The sequence below is a fragment of the Hydrogenophaga sp. UC242_50 genome, from assembly GCF_042697355.1.
Lineage (GTDB): Bacteria > Pseudomonadota > Gammaproteobacteria > Burkholderiales > Burkholderiaceae_C > Hydrogenophaga.
The window spans coordinates 2,280,498-2,294,076 of sequence record NZ_CP170553.1 but is presented as its reverse complement, the minus strand read 5'-3'; the positions used below and the strand labels follow the sequence as shown (position 1 = coordinate 2,294,076).

Genomic DNA, 13,579 nt, shown 5'->3' with positions numbered 1-13,579 from the left:
CCTGTGAAGAAAGGAAGAACTAGAACGGGGGCAGACCGGCGGCGCTGGCGGCGCTCTCGATCGGCACAGCAAAACCGATGCCAAGGAAGGTGCGGTGGCTGGTCGGGTTGAGGATGCCGGTGACGATGCCGACGACCTCGCCGTCCATGGTGACCAGCGGGCCGCCCGAGTTGCCGGGGTTGGCCGCGGCATCGAACTGGATCAGGTTGCCGATCTCCTGCTCGCCCTCGGGCGACTTGAAGGCGCGGTCGAAACCGGAGATGACGCCCGACGAGGTGGAGGGGCCGATGCCGAAGGGAAAGCCCACCGCGACCACCTCGTCGCCGGGCACGAGGTCGCCGGTGGATCGCATGGTGGCGGCGATCAGGTCGTCCGGGATGGTGTGGGCCTGCAGCACGGCCAGGTCGTTCTGGGCCTGCACGCCGGTGATGCTGGCGCCGGATTCGGTGCCGTCGGCGAACATCAGCTTGATGGTCTGCGCGTGCTGCACCACGTGCAGGTTGGTCAGAATGATGCCCTTGTCCACGATCACCACGCCCGTGCCCACCCCCATTTCCTGCTCCTCGCCCTTCTTGTCCTTGCCGTAGGACATGACGCGCACCACGGCGGGGCGGATCTTCTCCGCCGCGCGCGCGGCCTTGGACGGGATGTTCTGGGTGGTGAGGGTGCGCAGCACGGCCGCGTCGATGTCCTTCTGCGTCAGCGCCTTGGGCCCGTTCGCGCTGCCCTGCCAGGCGCTGGCCGCCAGCAGGGCCGCGAGCAGGGCCAGGGCCGACCACATGACGCGCGGGCTGGCCGCCCAGCGGGCGACGGCGGCCCGCCAGCGGCGCCGGCGCGGGATGGGTGCCACCGGGGCGTCGGCCTGTGCAGCGGCCGGCCCGGCGCCTTGCGCGCCCGCCTTCGGCACCCCGGGGCGGGTGGACGGGCTGTACAAGGCAGGCTTTCGCATGGCGACTCCCGAAGGGCAGAACGAAAACACATCATGCCGCGTTGCGGCATCGGGCTCAAGCGCTCAACAATTGCCTGAGGACGTAGGGGAGGATTCCGCCGTCGCGGTAATAGTTCACCTCCACCGGCGTGTCGATGCGCAGAATGACGTTCACCTCGCGGCGCTCGCCGTTGGCGCGGGTGATGACCAGCCGGGCCTCGCTCTGCGGCAGCAGGTCGGGGTGCGGGACCACGTCGATGGTTTCGTCACCGGCCAGGCCCAGGCTTTCCCAGGAGTCACCGGCCTTGAATTGCAATGGCAACACACCCATGCCGACCAGGTTGGAGCGGTGGATGCGCTCGAAGCTGCGCGCCACCACGGCCTTGATGCCCAGCAGCTGGGTGCCCTTGGCGGCCCAGTCGCGGCTGGAGCCGGTGCCGTACTCCTCGCCCGCGAACACCACGGTGGGCACGCCGGCGGCCTGGTAGCGCATGGCGGCGTCGAAGATGCTCATCTTCTGGCCCTGGCCCACGCCGTCGAGCTGGTAGATCGTCCAGCCGCCCTCCTCGCGCGATCCGCCGGGCAAGGGGGCCAGCATCAGGTTCTTGATGCGCACGTTGGCGAAGGTGCCGCGCATCATCACCTCGTGGTGGCCCCGGCGCGCGCCATAGCTGTTGAAATCGGCCTTGAGCACGCCATGCGCCAGCAGCCACTGGCCAGCCGGCGAGTTCTCGGCGATGTTGCCGGCCGGCGAGATGTGGTCGGTGGTGATGGAATCGCCGAACAGCGCCATGACGCGCGCGCCACGCACCGCCGGCGGCTCGGCGGACGCCGTGGCCGCGAGCTGGAAGGTTTCGAAGAACGGCGGCTCGGCGATGTAGGTGCTCTTGGGCCAGGTGTAGGCGTTGCCCGAGACGCCCTTGATGTGCTCCCACAGCTTGCCGGGCTCGCTGCGCCGCGCGCGCGTAGTTCTCGCGGTAGGCCTTGCCGTTCATGGCGAACTTCATGAGCTGGTAGATCTCGTCGCTGCTGGGCCAGATGTCGCCCAGGAACACCGGCTTGCCGCCCTTGCCCTTGCCCACCGGCTCGGTCATGAGGTCTTTCATGACGTTGCCGGCGATGGCGTAGGCCACCACCAGCGGCGGGCTGGCGAGGAAGTTGGCCTTGAGGTTGGGGTGGATGCGGGCCTCGAAGTTGCGGTTGCCCGAGAGCACCGCGGCGCAGATGAGGTCGTTCTGCGTGATGACGGCGTTGAGCTCGGGCGCGAGGTCGCCCGCGTTGCCGATGCAGGTGGTGCAGCCATAGCCGGCGAGCGCGAAGCCGAGCTTTTCCAGGTAGGGCAGCAGGCCGGTCTGGGTGAGGTATTCGGTGACGATGCGCGAGCCGGGGGCCAGCGAGGTCTTGATGTGCGGCTGCACCTTGAGGCCGGCTTCCACCGCCTTCTTGGCCAGCAGGCCGGCGGCCAGCAGCACGCCGGGGTTGCTGGTGTTGGTGCAGCTGGTGATGGCGGCGATCAGCACGTCGCCGTTGCCGATGGTGAGGTCGCCACGCGGTTCCTTGACCGGCGCGCTGGCACGCACCGGCCGGTTGCGCCACCATCTCCACCTCGAAGCGCGGCGCGCCTTCGGGCGTGGGCTTGGCCGAGGGCACGGCCACGGGCGCCATCTCGTTGTCGATCGCGTGGTAGCGCGTGTGCAGCAGCTCGGCCGGGCGGTTGAAGCCGTTCTGGTCGTTGGGCTTGCTGAACAGGTCGCAGAACTGGCGCGCCACCTGGCCGAGTTCGATGCGGTCCTGCGGGCGCTTGGGGCCGGCCAGGCTCGGCGTGACCAGGCCGAGGTCCAGTTTGACGACCTTGGAGTAGTCGATCTCGCCGCTGGCCGGCACGCCGAACAGGCCCTGGGCCCGGAAGTAGGCCTCGAAGGCCTCGATCTCGGCCGCGCTGCGGCCGGTGCCGCGGAAGTAGGCCAGCGTCTTCTCGTCCACCGGGAAGAAGCCCATGGTGGCGCCGTACTCGGGCGCCATGTTGGCGATGGTGGCGCGGTCGGGCAGCGCGAGCGAAGCCGTGCCTTCGCCGAAGAACTCGACGAACTTGCCCACCACCTTGTGCTGGCGCAGGATCTCGGTGACGGTGAGCACCAGGTCGGTGGCGGTCACGCCTTCGCGCAGGCGGCCGGTGAGCTCGAAGCCCACCACGTCGGGCGTGAGGAAGTACACCGGCTGGCCCAGCATGGCGGCCTCGGCCTCGATGCCGCCCACGCCCCAGGCCACCACGCCGATGCCGTTGATCATGGTGGTGTGGCTGTCGGTGCCCACCAGGGTGTCGGGGTAGTACATGCCGCCCTTCATGTGCACGCCGCGCGCCAGGTACTCCAGGTTCACCTGGTGCACGATGCCGAAGCCCGGAGGCACCACGCCGAAGGTGTCGAAGGCCTGCATGCCCCATTTCATGAACTGGTAGCGCTCGTTGTTGCGCTGGAATTCCAGCTTCATGTTGAGGTCGAGCGCCTGCTTGGTGCCGTAGTGGTCGACCATCACCGAGTGGTCCACCACCAGGTCCACCGGCACCAGCGGCTCGATCTTCTTCGGGTCCTGGCCCAGGCGCTGGGCCACGCTGCGCATGGCGGCCAGGTCGGCCAGCAGGGGCACGCCGGTGAAGTCCTGCAGCACCACGCGCGCCACGGTGAAGGGGATTTCGTCGGTGCGCGCGGTGTTGGGCTGCCATTGCGCGAGCTGCGCCACGTGGTCGGGCGTCACGCGCTCGCCATCGCAATGGCGCAGCACGCTCTCCAGCACGATGCGCAGCGACACCGGCAGGCGCTTCACAGAGGGGTACTGTCTGGCCAGCGCCGGCAGGGAATAGAAGCGGCCGCTCTTGCCCGAGGCGGTCTTGAAGGTCTTGACGGTGGAGGCGAAGGGATGGGCGAAATGGCTGGTCGTGGGCATGTGGGGCTCCTGACGGAATCGGTGAAACACCGGTCCATTCTGTCAGGAGCCCGCTAATCCGTGCTGACGGCCATGAATTGCGTCACAAACGGCCGGTGAGCAGCAGCACGATCACGATGATGAGCACCACCCCGAGCACCCCGCTGGGCCCATACCCCCAGCCGCGGCTGTGAGGCCAGGTGGGAAAGACGCCGAGCAGGATCAGGATGAGGATGATCAGGAGGATGGTTCCAAGCGTCATGGTTGTTTTCCTTGTTCAAAAAGACCGATGGGCGCCCGCGACGGCCGGTCCGTCGCGGGCGCCCATCCAGCGTAGGCGCTCGGTGCGCGCACATCTGTGCGCTGGCGCACACGCCTCAGGCCAGGGCGGCCGGCCGCTGGCGACGCAGCGCCATCCATTGCAGCTCGGCCAGCACCAGCACCGCCACCGCCTGCACCACCAGGTAGGCCTGGCCCAGCGGCGTGGGCGAGACCAGGCCGCCGAACAGCAGCGCGAGGCAGGCAGCCATCCAGGCGAAGTTGCCGAGCACCAGCACGCCCAGCAGCGCGCGCGACGGCGTGGCCTGCAGGGCCAGCGTGCCGGCCAGGGCGACGTAGAGCAGCAGCAGGATGCCCGAGGCGCTGAGCAGCGCGCCGGGCAGGCCCAGCAAGGTGGACAGCGAGCCGGTCAGGGCCAGGTGCAGCACGGCGGTGCCGGAGCCGGACAGGGCATCGGCCCAGAGCACGCGGCGCAGGCCGACCGGGGAGGTGAGGGAAGCGATGAGGGACATGGTGCACTCCTTGATGAGGTGAGGACGGATGGAATTCAGGGCATCCGAGGTGCATGGTCGGCCGGCGGGTGCTCGGCGTCCATGACGTGGCAGGTCATGGCCGGGCGGCGCCCGGGTGCCCTACCATGCCGCCCATGAACGCCCTGACCACCCCCTCCCCGTTCGGCGAACGCCTGCGCCACTGGCGCCAGCGGCGCCGCCTGAGCCAGCTCGACCTGGCGCACGTGGCCGATGTGTCCACCCGGCACCTGAGCTACGTGGAGACCGGCCGCGCCAGCCCCAGCCGCGACATGGTGCTGCGCCTGGTCGACCGCCTCGAGGTGCCGCTGCGCGAACGCAACGCGCTGCTGGAAGCCGCCGGGTACGCGCCGATGTACCGCGAGCGCCCGCTGGACGCGCCCGACATGGCCTCGGCGCGCGCGGCGGTCAAGCGCATCCTGGACTGCCACGAACCCTGGCCCGCGCTGGCGATGGACCGGCACTGGAACCTGGTGATGGCCAACCGCCTGGTGCCGCTGCTGATGGTGGGGGCCTCGCCCCGGCTGCTGGAGGGCCCCGTCAACGTGCTGCGCCTGAGCCTGCACCCCGAGGGGCTGGCGCCGCGCATCGCCAACCTGCGGCAATGGCGCGAGCACCTGTTCGAGCGCCTGCGCCAGCAGATCCACGCCACCGGCGATGAGGCGCTGGCCGCGCTGCTGGCCGAACTCAAGGGCTACCCGGCATCGTTCGGCAACGACGCCGGCACGCTGCCGGGCGAACACCATGGCGTGCTGATGCCTTTCCAGTTCAACACCGGCCATGGCGCGCTGAACCTCGTGAGCACGACCACGGTGTTCGGCTCGCCGGTGGACATCACCCTGCAGGAGCTGGCGCTGGAGACCTTCTTTCCAGGCGATGAAGCGTCTGCAGAGTTGCTCAGGCAACTCGCCGCGCAGGCGTAAAAAAAGCCGCTGCAACCGCAGCGGCTTTTTTGATCCAGGGCGCCGAGGGTCCGGCTCCACCGGCCCTCCAGCGCCGCCCCCGGGGGGTGACGCCGAAGGCGGCGCGGGGGGTCCCTTTTACGCCGTCACACCCTTCGCGGCCTCGGCGTACTCCTCGATCTGGTCGAAGTTCATGTACTGGTAGATCGCCGCGCCGTCCTTGTTCACCACGCCCATGGCTTCGTGGTACTCGGCCACGGTGGGGATGTGGCCCAGCTTGGAGGCGATGGCCGCGAGTTCGGCCGAGGCCAGGTACACGTTGGTGTTCTTGCCCAGGCGGTTCGGGAAGTTGCGGGTGGAGGTGGACACCACGGTCGCGCCTTCGCGCACCTGCGCCTGGTTGCCCATGCACAGCGAGCAGCCGGGCATTTCGGTGCGGGCACCGGCGGTGCCGAACGCCGAGTAGTGGCCTTCCTTGATCAGCTCGCTCTCGTCCATCTTGGTCGGCGGCGCGACCCACAGCTTGACGGGGATGTCGCGCTGGCCGCCCAGCAGCTTGGCCGCGGCACGGAAGTGGCCGATGTTGGTCATGCACGAACCGATGAAGGCTTCATCGATCTTGGTGCCGGCCACGTCGGACAGGGTCTTGGCGTCATCGGGGTCGTTCGGGCAGCAGAGGATGGGTTCCTTGATGTCGGCCAAGTCGATCTCGATCACGGCGGCGTACTCGGCGTCCTTGTCGGCTTCGAGCAGGCTGGGGTTGCGCCAGCCAGGCTTCCACCTTCTCGATGCGGCGCTTCAGGCTGCGGGCATCGGCGTAGCCCTGGGCGATCATGTTCTTCATCAGCACCACGTTGCTGGTGAGGTATTCCTTCACCGGCTCGGGGTTGAGCTTGATGGTGCAACCGGCGGCCGAGCGCTCGGCCGAAGCGTCGCTCAGCTCGAAGGCCTGTTCGACCTTCAGATCCGGCAGGCCTTCGATTTCCAGGATGCGGCCCGAGAAGATGTTGATCTTGCCGGCCTTGCGCCACGGTCAGCAGACCGGCCTTGATCGCGTACAGCGGGATCGCGTGCACCAGGTCGCGCAGGGTCACGCCGGGCTGCATCTGGCCCTTGAAGCGCACCAGCACGGATTCGGGCATGTCCAGCGGCATCACGCCGGTGGCGGCGCCGAAGGCCACCAGGCCGGAGCCGGCGGGGAAGCTGATGCCGATCGGGAAACGGGTGTGCGAGTCACCGCCGGTGCCCACGGTGTCGGGCAGCAGCAGGCGGTTGAGCCAGCTGTGGATCACGCCGTCGCCCGGGCGCAGGGCCACGCCGCCGCGGTTGCTGATGAAGGCGGGCAGCTCGCGGTGGGTCTTCACGTCCACCGGCTTGGGGTAGGCGGCGGTGTGGCAGAAGGACTGCATCACCATGTCGGCGCTGAAGCCCAGGCAGGCCAGGTCCTTCAGTTCGTCGCGCGTCATCGGGCCGGTGGTGTCCTGCGAACCGACGGTGGTCATCTTGGGTTCGCAGTAGGTGCCGGGGCGCACGCCGAAGCCTTCGGGCAGGCCGACCGCGCGCCCCACCATCTTCTGGGCCAGGGTGAAGCCGGCCTTGGTTTCGGCGGGTGCCTGCGGCAGGCGGAACACCGTGCTGGCGGGCAGGCCCAGGAACTCACGCGCCTTGGCGGTGAGCGAGCGGCCGATGATCAGGTTGATGCGGCCGCCGGCGCGCACTTCGTCGAACAGCACGTCGCTGCGCAGCTGGAATTCGACCAGCGTGGCGCCACCCTTGGTGATCTTGCCGTCGTAGGGGTGGATGTCGATCACGTCGCCCATTTCGAGCTTGCTCACGTCCACTTCGATCGGCAGCGCGCCCGAGTCTTCCTGGGTGTTGAAGAAGATGGGGGCGATCTTGCCGCCCAGCGTGACGCCACCGAAGCGCTTGTTGGGCACGAAGGGGATGTCCTGGCCGGTGGCCCAGATCACGCTGTTGGTGGCCGACTTGCGGCTGGAGCCGGTGCCCACCACATCGCCCACGTAGGCCACGAGGTGGCCCTTCTTCTTCAGGTCGTCGATGAACTGCATCGGGCCGCGCTTGCCGTCTTCCTCGGGCTTGAAGGCCGCGCCTTCGCGCGTGTTCTTCAGCATGGCGAGGTAGTGCAGCGGGATGTCCGGGCGGCTCCAGGCGTCGGGTGCGGGCGAGAGGTCGTCGGTGTTGGTTTCGCCGGGCACCTTGAACACGGTCACGGTGATGGTCTTGTCGACTTCGGGGCGGCTGGTGAACCACTCGGCGTCGGCCCAGCTCTGCATCACCTGGCGGGCCTTGAGGTTGCCAGCCTTGGCCTTCTCGGCCACGTCGTTGAAGAAGTCGAACATCAGCAGCGTCTTCTTCAGGCCCTCGGCCGCCACGCTGGCCACTTCCTCGTCGTCCAGCAGTTCGATCAGCGGGTGCACGTTGTAGCCGCCCACCATGGTGCCCAGCAGCTCGGTGGCCTTGGACTTGGAGATCAGGCTCACCTTCACGTCGCCATGCGCCACGGCGGCCAGGAAGCTGGCCTTGACCTTGGCCGCGTCGTCCACGCCGGGCGGCACGCGGTGCGTGATGAGGTCCAGCAGGAAGGCGTCCTCACCGGCCGGCGGTGCCTTGATCAGCTCGATCAGGTCGGCGACCTGCTTGGCGTCCAGCGGCAGCGGAGGAATGCCCAGCGCGGCGCGTTCGGCGGCGTGGGCGCGGTAGTCGGTGAGGAAGGTGGACATGGGGTTCTCCAGTGGGGATGTGAAATTCGTGGGGCAGAAAACAGGTGGGGACGGTTGCCAAGCAAGCTCAATGCCGCAGGGCGGCGGGTTCGGCGAAGTGGGCTTGCACCGTGTCGGGCAATGGCAGGCCGGTCTGGTGCGCGCGCTCCAGCACTTGCCAGAAGTAGCGGTAGCTCGCCCGGTCGTGCAGGCGGCCTTCGAACTGCACCGGCGCCCAGTCGGCGGCCAGGGCGCGCTCGATGAGGGCGGCGGCGGTGTGGACCTCGCTCGCCTGGGGCGCGAACGCGGCCAGGATGGGGCGGATCTGATCAGGGTGGATGCTCCACATGCGCGTGTAACCGAGCTCGCGGGCGGCCTGGCGGGCGGCCTGCTGCAGGGCATCCAGGTGCTTGAACTCGGTCACCACGCAGTGCGAGGGCACCTTGCCGTGCGCATGGCAGGCCGAGGCGATCTCCAGCTTGGCGCGCAGCACCAGCGGGTGCGAGAACTGGCCGGCGGCGCTCATGCCGTCGGCCGGGATGGCGCCGCCGTGCGCCGAGACGAAGTCCATCAGGCCGAAGCTGATGCTCTGCACCCGGGGGTGGGCGGCGATGTCGAACGCGCGGTGCACCGCCGCGGGGGACTCGACGAGCACGTGCAGGGGCAAGGCCCGGGCGCCAGCGGCGTCGAGCGCGTCCGCTGCGCGCTGCACGTCGGCGACCGATTCGACCTTGGGCACCATGAGGTGCGCGAGGCGATGGCCGGCGCGCGCCGCGATGGTGGCCACGTCGGCGTCGAACGCCGGGTGGTCCACCGGGTGCACGCGCACCGCCACGCGCGCCTCGGGCGCCGCGGCCAGGGCCAGTTCGGTCACCAGCGCGGCGTGCTCGGCCTCACCGCCCACGGGCGCGCCGTCCTCGCAATCCAGCGTGACGTCGAAGACGCAGGTGCCGAACTCCTCGGCCATCTCGGCCTGCAGCGCCAGGCTCTTGCGCATCCGGGCTTCCACCCCGCTGTAGTGGTCGCAGACCGGCAGCGCGAACGCGCCGGCCTGGGCACCGAGCAGGATGTGGCGAGGATGGATCGGAGCCAAGGCGCGGTTACCAGCCGATTACAGGAGGTGCTTGACGCCGTCCTGCTCACCCTTGAGCTCGTCCAGCGTCTTGTTGATGCGCTCTTGCGAGAAGGCGTCGATTTCCAGGCCTTCAATGATCTTGTACTTGCCGCCTTCGGTGGTGACGGGGAAGCCGAAGATCACGTCCTTGGGGATGCCGTATTCGCCGTTGGAGGGCACGCCCATGGTGACCCACTTGCCGTTGGAGCCCAGGGCCCAGTCGCGCATGTGGTCGATGGCGGCGTTGGCGGCCGAAGCGGCCGACGACAGGCCACGCGCCTCGATGATGGCGGCGCCGCGCTTGCCCACGGTGGGCAGGAAGGTGTCGGCGTTCCAGACCTGGTCGTTGATCGCATCCTTCACGCTCTTGCCGCCGATCGTGGCGAAGCGGTAGTCGGCGTACATGGTGGGCGAGTGGTTGCCCCAGACGGTGAGCTTCTCGATCTCGCCGACCTTGCCACCGGTCTTGGCGGCGATCTGGCTGGCGGCGCGGTTGTGGTCCAGGCGCAGCATGGCGGTGAAGTTCTCGCGCGGCAGGCTGGGCGCGCTTTTCATGGCGATGTAGGCGTTGGTGTTGGCGGGGTTGCCGACCACCAGCACCTTGACGTCGCGGCTGGCGACCTTGTCCAGCGCCTTGCCCTGGGCGGTGAAGATCTGGGCGTTGGCGGCCAGCAGGTCGGCGCGCTCCATGCCGGGGCCGCGCGGACGGGCACCCACCAGCAGGGCGTAGTCGGTGTCCTTGAAGGCGGTCATGGGGTCGCTGTGGGCTTCCATGCCGGCCAGCAGCGGGAACGCGCAGTCTTCCAGCTCCATCATCACGCCCTTGAGCGCCTTCTGGGCCTTCTCGTCCGGAATTTCCAGCAGCTGCAGGATCACGGGCTGGTCCTTGCCCAGCATCTCGCCGGAGGCGATGCGAAACAGCAGGGCGTAACCGATCTGGCCAGCGGCGCCGGTGACGGCAACGCGAACGGGCTTCTTGTTCATGGTGAAAACTCCGGAAAAGGACGTTGGGGAAGAGAGAAATGACGAGGCGGGCGAACCCCCTGGACAGCCCGTGAGTGTACCCTCGCAAACCCTGATACGTCAATTTGTCTTATGTCTTATATAAGATATGATTGAAGCCATGAGCGCCCTCCCGATGGCGCCCGCAAACGCATGCGCAGCCTCACCCCAGAATCCCACCGACGCGGCACCTGCAGAGGCCGGCGCCCCCGTGTTCGAGAACACCGCGCCGGCCTTCAGCCCGCTGTACCAGCAGATCAAGACCCTGATCCTGCGCAGCCTGCAGGCGGGCGAGTGGAAGCCGGGCGACATGATCCCGAGCGAATTCGACCTGGCCGCGCGCTTTCGCGTGAGCCAGGGCACCGTGCGCAAGGCGATCGACGAACTCGCCACCGACAACCTGCTGGTGCGCCGCCAAGGCAAAGGCACCTTCGTGCGCACCCACGCCGAGCAACACATCCAGTACCGCTTCCTGCGCCTGCTGCCCGACACCGGCACGCTGGAAGACCAGGGGCCGGCCGAGCGCCGCATCGTCGAATGCCGCCGCCTGCGCGCGCCGGCCGAGGTGGCGCGCCAGCTGGCCCTGCGCACGGGCGACGCTGTGCTGCAGGTCAAGCGCGTGCTGGCGTTCGCCGGCATCCCCGCCATCGTGGAAGAACTCTGGCTGCCGGGCGGCCCCTTCAAAGGCCTGACGATCGAGGCGCTGTCGGAAGACAAGGGCCCGATGTACGCCCTGTTCGAAACGCAGTTCGGCGTGCGCATGGTGCGCGCGGTGGAAAAGATCAAGGCGGTCAGCGCCGACGAAGACACCGCCACCCTGCTGGGCGTCGCGCCCGGGCACCCGCTGCTGAGCGTGGAACGCCTGGCCTACACCTACAACGACGAACCCATGGAGTTGCGCCGCGGCTACTACCGCACCGACGCACGCCATTACCGCAACGAGCTGAGCTGATGGCGCACCCAGCCGGAGCCCCGGATATCGGGGAGCGTCCGAGTGCCGGACTGCGGTTTGGTGCATTGCAATAGAATTTGACGCGCCTTGGCAATAGTTACCAACGAGTTACCAAGCCGCGACGACCCCTCCCTCCCCGGAAGAAAGCCCCACCATGACCGAGTTGACCAAGAAGCGGCCCGAGTTCCGCAACATCAACGCCTTCAAGGATCTCACCACCTACCGCCTGCCTCCGGCCGGCTGGGTGTCGATCCTGCACCGCGCCAGCGGCGGCCTGATGTTCATCCTGCTCCCCCTGATCGTCTGGCTGTTCGACACCTCCGTGTCGTCCGAGCTGTCCTTCGAACGTTTCAGCTCGGCGTTTTCCGCCGGCATCGGCTTCGTGCCGGGCTGGTTCTTCAAGCTCGTGGTGCTGTCCATCATCTGGGCCTACCTGCACCACCTGATCGCCGGCGTCCGCCACCTGTACATGGACGCCTGCCATGCGGTGAGCAAGGAATTCGGCCGCTCTTCCGCCATCGTCACGCTGGTGCTGAGCATCGGCCTCACGCTGGTGCTGGGCGCCAAGCTGTTCGGCCTGTACTGATAGCGACGAGGAAACTGAACATGTCCGTCAACTACGGTTCCAAGCGCGTCGTCACCGGCGCCCACTACGGCCTGCGCGACTGGCTCGCCCAGCGCATCACCGCCGCCCTCATGGCGATCTTCACGCTGATCGTGCTGCTGCAGGTGCTGTTCATCAGCGGCCCCATCGGCTACGAGAGCTGGGCCGGCATCTTCGCCCAACAGTGGATGAAGGCGCTGACCTTCGCCGTCTTCCTGGCCCTGGCCTACCACGTGTGGGTCGGCATGCGCGACATCTGGATGGACTACGTCAAGCCCGCCGGCATCCGCCTCGTGCTGCACGTCTTCACCATCGTCTGGCTCCTGTCCTGCCTGGGCTGGGCCGTTCAAGTTCTCTGGAGGCTCTGAAGCCATGACCGCATCCGCATCCCTTCCCAAGCGTCAGTTCGACGTGGTCATCGTCGGCGCCGGCGGCTCCGGCATGCGCGCCTCGCTGCAGCTCGCGCGCGCCGGCCTCAAGGTGGCCGTGCTCTCCAAGGTGTTCCCCACGCGCTCGCACACCGTGGCGGCCCAGGGCGGCATCGGCGCCTCGCTCGGTAACATGAACGAGGACAACTGGCACTACCACTTCTACGACACCATCAAGGGCTCCGACTGGCTGGGCGACCAGGACGCCATCGAGTTCATGTGCCGTGAAGCCCCCAAGGTCGTCTACGAGCTCGAACACTTCGGCATGCCGTTCGACCGCAACCCCGACGGCACGATCTACCAGCGCCCGTTCGGCGGCCACACCGCCAACTACGGTGAGAAGCCGGTGCAGCGCGCCTGCGCCGCGGCCGACCGCACCGGCCACGCCATGCTGCACACCCTGTACCAGCAGAACGTGCAGGCCCGCACCACCTTCTTCGTCGAATGGATGGCGCTGGACCTGATCCGCGACGCCAGCGGCGACGTGGTCGGCGTGACCGCGCTGGAGATGGAAACCGGCGAGACCTACATCCTCGAAGCCAAGACCACGCTGCTGCGCCACCGGCGGCGCCGGTCGCATCTTCGCGGCTTCCACCAACGCGTTCATCAACACCGGTGACGGCCTGGGCATGGCGGCGCGCGCCGGCATCCCGCTGCAGGACATGGAGTTCTGGCAGTTCCACCCCACCGGCGTGGCCGGCGCGGGCGTGCTGCTGACCGAAGGCTGCCGCGGCGAAGGCGCCATCCTGCGCAACGTCAACGGCGATCGTTTCATGGAGCGTTACGCGCCCACGCTGAAAGACCTGGCACCGCGCGACTTCGTCTCGCGCTGCATGGACCAGGAAATCAAGGAAGGACGCGGCTGCGGTCCGAACAAGGACTACATCCACCTCGACATGACGCACATCGGCGTCAACGACATCATGAAGCGCCTGCCCTCGGTCTACGAGATCGGGCACAACTTCGCCAACGTCGACATCACCAAGGACCCCATCCCCGTGGTGCCCACCATCCACTACCAGATGGGCGGCATCCCGACCAACATCCACGGTCAGGTGGTGACTCCGGACGGCCAGGGCAACCAGAAGGTGGTCAACGGTCTCTACGCCGTGGGCGAATGCTCCTGCGTGAGCGTGCACGGCGCCAACCGCCTGGGCACCAACTCGCTGCTCGACCTGCTCGTGTTCGGCAAGGCGGC

At 68.0% G+C, this 13,579-nt stretch carries 9 protein-coding genes and 3 pseudogenes; 5 read left to right on the top strand and 7 right to left on the bottom strand.

The window, feature by feature from the left end:
• Positions 1 to 19: 19 nt before the first annotated feature.
• The 4 genes and pseudogenes from ACFJGX_RS11750 to ACFJGX_RS11735 form a co-directional block, all read right to left on the bottom strand.
• On the bottom strand, positions 20 to 949 hold the full coding sequence (locus tag ACFJGX_RS11750) for a S1C family serine protease (RefSeq protein ID WP_382321184.1): 930 nt from the start codon (positions 947 to 949) through the stop codon (positions 20 to 22).
• A gap of 55 nt (positions 950 to 1,004) precedes the next feature.
• A pseudogene (locus tag ACFJGX_RS11745) lies at positions 1,005 to 3,871 on the bottom strand (aconitate hydratase).
• Positions 3,872 to 3,953: 82 nt separating this feature from the next.
• A complete protein-coding gene (locus ACFJGX_RS11740) occupies positions 3,954 to 4,112 on the bottom strand; it encodes a DUF3309 family protein (protein WP_297403479.1) in 159 nt (52 codons plus the stop codon).
• Positions 4,113 to 4,227: 115 nt separating this feature from the next.
• Complete coding sequence (locus ACFJGX_RS11735; RefSeq protein ID WP_382321185.1) at positions 4,228 to 4,641, bottom strand: hypothetical protein; 414 nt, start codon at positions 4,639 to 4,641, stop codon at positions 4,228 to 4,230.
• 134 nt (positions 4,642 to 4,775) lie between these two features.
• Between ACFJGX_RS11735 and ACFJGX_RS11730 the strand changes: the two genes are divergently transcribed.
• Positions 4,776 to 5,582 carry a helix-turn-helix domain-containing protein gene (locus ACFJGX_RS11730; RefSeq protein WP_382321187.1) on the top strand — a complete coding sequence of 269 codons (807 nt, stop codon included), beginning with the start codon at positions 4,776 to 4,778 and terminating at the stop codon, positions 5,580 to 5,582.
• A gap of 117 nt (positions 5,583 to 5,699) precedes the next feature.
• Here ACFJGX_RS11730 and acnB read toward each other — a convergent pair.
• The 3 genes and pseudogenes from acnB to ACFJGX_RS11715 all read right to left on the bottom strand — a co-directional run bounded on the left by acnB (position 5,700) and on the right by ACFJGX_RS11715 (position 10,379).
• Positions 5,700 to 8,302 (bottom strand): annotated as a pseudogene (acnB, locus tag ACFJGX_RS11725) (bifunctional aconitate hydratase 2/2-methylisocitrate dehydratase).
• A 67-nt stretch (positions 8,303 to 8,369) separates the two neighbouring features.
• Positions 8,370 to 9,374, bottom strand: coding sequence for an HpcH/HpaI aldolase/citrate lyase family protein (locus ACFJGX_RS11720; protein ID WP_382321189.1), 1,005 nt, complete (start codon positions 9,372 to 9,374; stop codon positions 8,370 to 8,372).
• Positions 9,375 to 9,392: 18 nt separating this feature from the next.
• Positions 9,393 to 10,379, bottom strand: a complete 987-nt coding sequence (locus ACFJGX_RS11715; RefSeq protein ID WP_297403047.1) for a malate dehydrogenase — start codon at positions 10,377 to 10,379, stop codon at positions 9,393 to 9,395.
• A 139-nt stretch (positions 10,380 to 10,518) separates the two neighbouring features.
• On the opposite strand from ACFJGX_RS11715, the gene ACFJGX_RS11710 reads away from it, so the two are divergent.
• From ACFJGX_RS11710 to ACFJGX_RS11695, 4 genes and pseudogenes are all read left to right on the top strand, one after another.
• Complete coding sequence (locus ACFJGX_RS11710; RefSeq protein ID WP_382328420.1) at positions 10,519 to 11,349, top strand: GntR family transcriptional regulator; 831 nt, start codon at positions 10,519 to 10,521, stop codon at positions 11,347 to 11,349.
• 154 nt (positions 11,350 to 11,503) lie between these two features.
• On the top strand, positions 11,504 to 11,935 hold the full coding sequence (gene sdhC / locus ACFJGX_RS11705) for a succinate dehydrogenase, cytochrome b556 subunit (protein ID WP_382321192.1): 432 nt from the start codon (positions 11,504 to 11,506) through the stop codon (positions 11,933 to 11,935).
• Positions 11,936 to 11,955: 20 nt separating this feature from the next.
• A complete protein-coding gene (gene sdhD, locus ACFJGX_RS11700) occupies positions 11,956 to 12,321 on the top strand; it encodes a succinate dehydrogenase, hydrophobic membrane anchor protein (RefSeq protein ID WP_291119976.1) in 366 nt (121 codons plus the stop codon).
• A gap of 4 nt (positions 12,322 to 12,325) precedes the next feature.
• Positions 12,326 to 13,490: pseudogene (locus ACFJGX_RS11695) on the top strand (FAD-dependent oxidoreductase); the annotation flags it as partial.
• Between the last annotated feature and the right edge of the window lie 89 nt (positions 13,491 to 13,579).

What these genes read in the sequence shown, in the direction of transcription:
- ACFJGX_RS11750 (WP_382321184.1), bottom strand. Translation starts at nt 949, where the DNA reads ATGCGAAAGCCTGCCTTGTACAGCCCGTCCACCCGCCCCGGGGTGCCG.
- ACFJGX_RS11740 (WP_297403479.1), bottom strand. Translation starts at nt 4,112, where the DNA reads ATGACGCTTGGAACCATCCTCCTGATCATCCTCATCCTGATCCTGCTC.
- ACFJGX_RS11735 (WP_382321185.1), bottom strand. Translation starts at nt 4,641, where the DNA reads ATGTCCCTCATCGCTTCCCTCACCTCCCCGGTCGGCCTGCGCCGCGTG.
- ACFJGX_RS11730 (WP_382321187.1), top strand. Translation starts at nt 4,776, where the DNA reads ATGAACGCCCTGACCACCCCCTCCCCGTTCGGCGAACGCCTGCGCCAC.
- ACFJGX_RS11715 (WP_297403047.1), bottom strand. Translation starts at nt 10,379, where the DNA reads ATGAACAAGAAGCCCGTTCGCGTTGCCGTCACCGGCGCCGCTGGCCAG.
- ACFJGX_RS11710 (WP_382328420.1), top strand. Translation starts at nt 10,519, where the DNA reads ATGAGCGCCCTCCCGATGGCGCCCGCAAACGCATGCGCAGCCTCACCC.
- sdhC (WP_382321192.1), top strand. Translation starts at nt 11,504, where the DNA reads ATGACCGAGTTGACCAAGAAGCGGCCCGAGTTCCGCAACATCAACGCC.
- sdhD (WP_291119976.1), top strand. Translation starts at nt 11,956, where the DNA reads ATGTCCGTCAACTACGGTTCCAAGCGCGTCGTCACCGGCGCCCACTAC.